This window comes from Serratia sp. PL7 (assembly GCF_945957435.1).
This window is the reverse complement of the sequence record NZ_CAMFLB010000089.1, coordinates 1-1532: the sequence shown is the minus strand read 5'-3', so window position 1 is coordinate 1532 and position 1532 is coordinate 1. Positions and strand designations below refer to the sequence as shown.

Below are 1532 nucleotides of genomic sequence, written 5' to 3'. Positions count from 1 at the left end.
CCTTCGCCAAGTGTGGGGGTCGCTCCAGCCCGTCAAGGGTAAATAAACTCGCTACGCTCGCCCTTGACCGGCTTCCGCTCTTAAACGGCTTTCTGCTGAGTTCTACCGCCAGTAATCACACTAAGGCCATTTTTAAGAGCCTGTTTGTGCTTTGAAACAGATCCTTTCCATCCAAATTGTTCGTTCAGTCTGTAGGTTTTTGATTTGCCAACTCTTGGGCCCTCGACAACAACACCCAAATTAATTAGGGCTTTGACTGATCGGCTAACATGGGTTTTTTGCATTGAGAGTTTTTCGGCTATTTCAGACTGTGGTACTTGGATGTAATTTTCGTAATCCAGATCGGCAAGCAGTGTCAGGAGCACTTTCAATTGCTCACCTGTTAGGTTCTGAGCCAGTGTTAATAATCCTGCTTGGTTCATAGTAAAATGCCTCTCAAATGGTGATACTCGCTTCTTAGGCATCCATACCAAGACGCCCTCAATAACTTCACCCGTTTCGGGGTTTATTTGGGTTATTTTGCTATCCATACTTCCCGCCATAAATTTGAGTTACCATTATTGGTAACTAAGTTACCATTATTGGTAACTGTACTCAACGCAAGTATGCTGTTTTTTATAGCTTTTTTTTGTTCCCCTTCTGTATCTTGTAAAAGGGCACTTTCAGCGCCCATCACAAGCAAAGGAAAACACCTTAAAAACAATGAGTTAGCTCCCTCACTGTCGTTCGGGCAATTTTGGGGGTCAAGATTCGCCATCGGCGACCGCGCAGCGGCTTGATCTTGACGCTCAAAATTGCCTAAAAAACTTGTTCGAGGTGGTTGTGATCACGCAGTGAGCGCAACCACCTGTTAAGCGGGTTTGGGGTTTGTTTTTCAGGTTCGTAGAACCGCATCCGGGTTTCAAAGGGGAACCCTTTGGCACGTCGATTGTGTAACGGGGAGTTTCCCCGTGTATACATCGCCCTCGTGCCTGTAGTTCAGCGCGTATGTTTACATAAAATCAGCCCATTTACATCGCGATCTCAGGTGCTATAAGGCGTATACGGTAAATATTACAGCGTATACAGTCCATGCCAGAGAAGAGCGTCATTCTGAGCTTCCGGATACCCCGCGAGCTGAAAACGAAATTAGAAACCCGTGCATCACTGGAACGAAAAACACTAACTGAGTTTGTCAGGGATTTACTCTCCAGCAGCGAGGGTGAGCAGCTTCTTGAATCAGCCAGGAAGGAATTTACGGAGCTGGAATCCGATGCACGCGATATGAACACCCGCATAACGTCCCTGAAGGCTCGCTACGGCGAAATGATGGAAACGGTAGCTGAAAGCCAGAAAGGGCTTCTGGATGAGGTTGAGAGCCGCAGAAAGAGACTGAAACGGGACAGGACGCTGGATAGCTTGCTGATGGGGCTGTTTTGCTTTGGCGGTGCGCTTCTAGCTTCGTTGGCCTTGTGGGCTATTCAAACGTTTGTAGGATCGTAAGGTCAAGGGCGGCTTAACAGGTGGTTGGCCTCACTTCGTGAAACCAACCA

General features: G+C 47.5%; 3 protein-coding genes. 1 reads left to right on the top strand and 2 read right to left on the bottom strand.

Translation table 11 applies throughout. From position 1 onward, the window contains the following. Nucleotides 1–80: 80 nt before the first annotated feature. Nucleotides 81–530 (bottom strand): helix-turn-helix transcriptional regulator, encoded by a 450-nt coding sequence (locus tag N6G83_RS54305; protein WP_238788093.1) that lies wholly within the window; start codon nucleotides 528–530, stop codon nucleotides 81–83. Further along, nucleotides 515–757, bottom strand: coding sequence for a hypothetical protein (locus N6G83_RS54300; protein ID WP_260524431.1), 243 nt, complete (start codon nucleotides 755–757; stop codon nucleotides 515–517). Before N6G83_RS54300 ends, N6G83_RS54305 begins: the two co-directional genes overlap by 16 nt. 314 nt (nucleotides 758–1071) lie before the next feature. Between N6G83_RS54300 and N6G83_RS54295 the strand changes: the two genes are divergently transcribed. After that, nucleotides 1072–1482 carry a hypothetical protein gene (locus tag N6G83_RS54295; protein WP_260524430.1) on the top strand — a complete coding sequence of 137 codons (411 nt, stop codon included), beginning with the start codon at nucleotides 1072–1074 and terminating at the stop codon, nucleotides 1480–1482. Nucleotides 1483–1532: the final 50 nt, after the last annotated feature.

Excerpts from the sequence above, each read along its gene's own strand:
- N6G83_RS54305 (WP_238788093.1), bottom strand. The coding sequence starts at position 530 with ATGGATAGCAAAATAACCCAAATAAACCCCGAAACGGGTGAAGTTATT.
- N6G83_RS54300 (WP_260524431.1), bottom strand. The coding sequence starts at position 757 with ATGGCGAATCTTGACCCCCAAAATTGCCCGAACGACAGTGAGGGAGCT.
- N6G83_RS54295 (WP_260524430.1), top strand. The coding sequence starts at position 1,072 with ATGCCAGAGAAGAGCGTCATTCTGAGCTTCCGGATACCCCGCGAGCTG.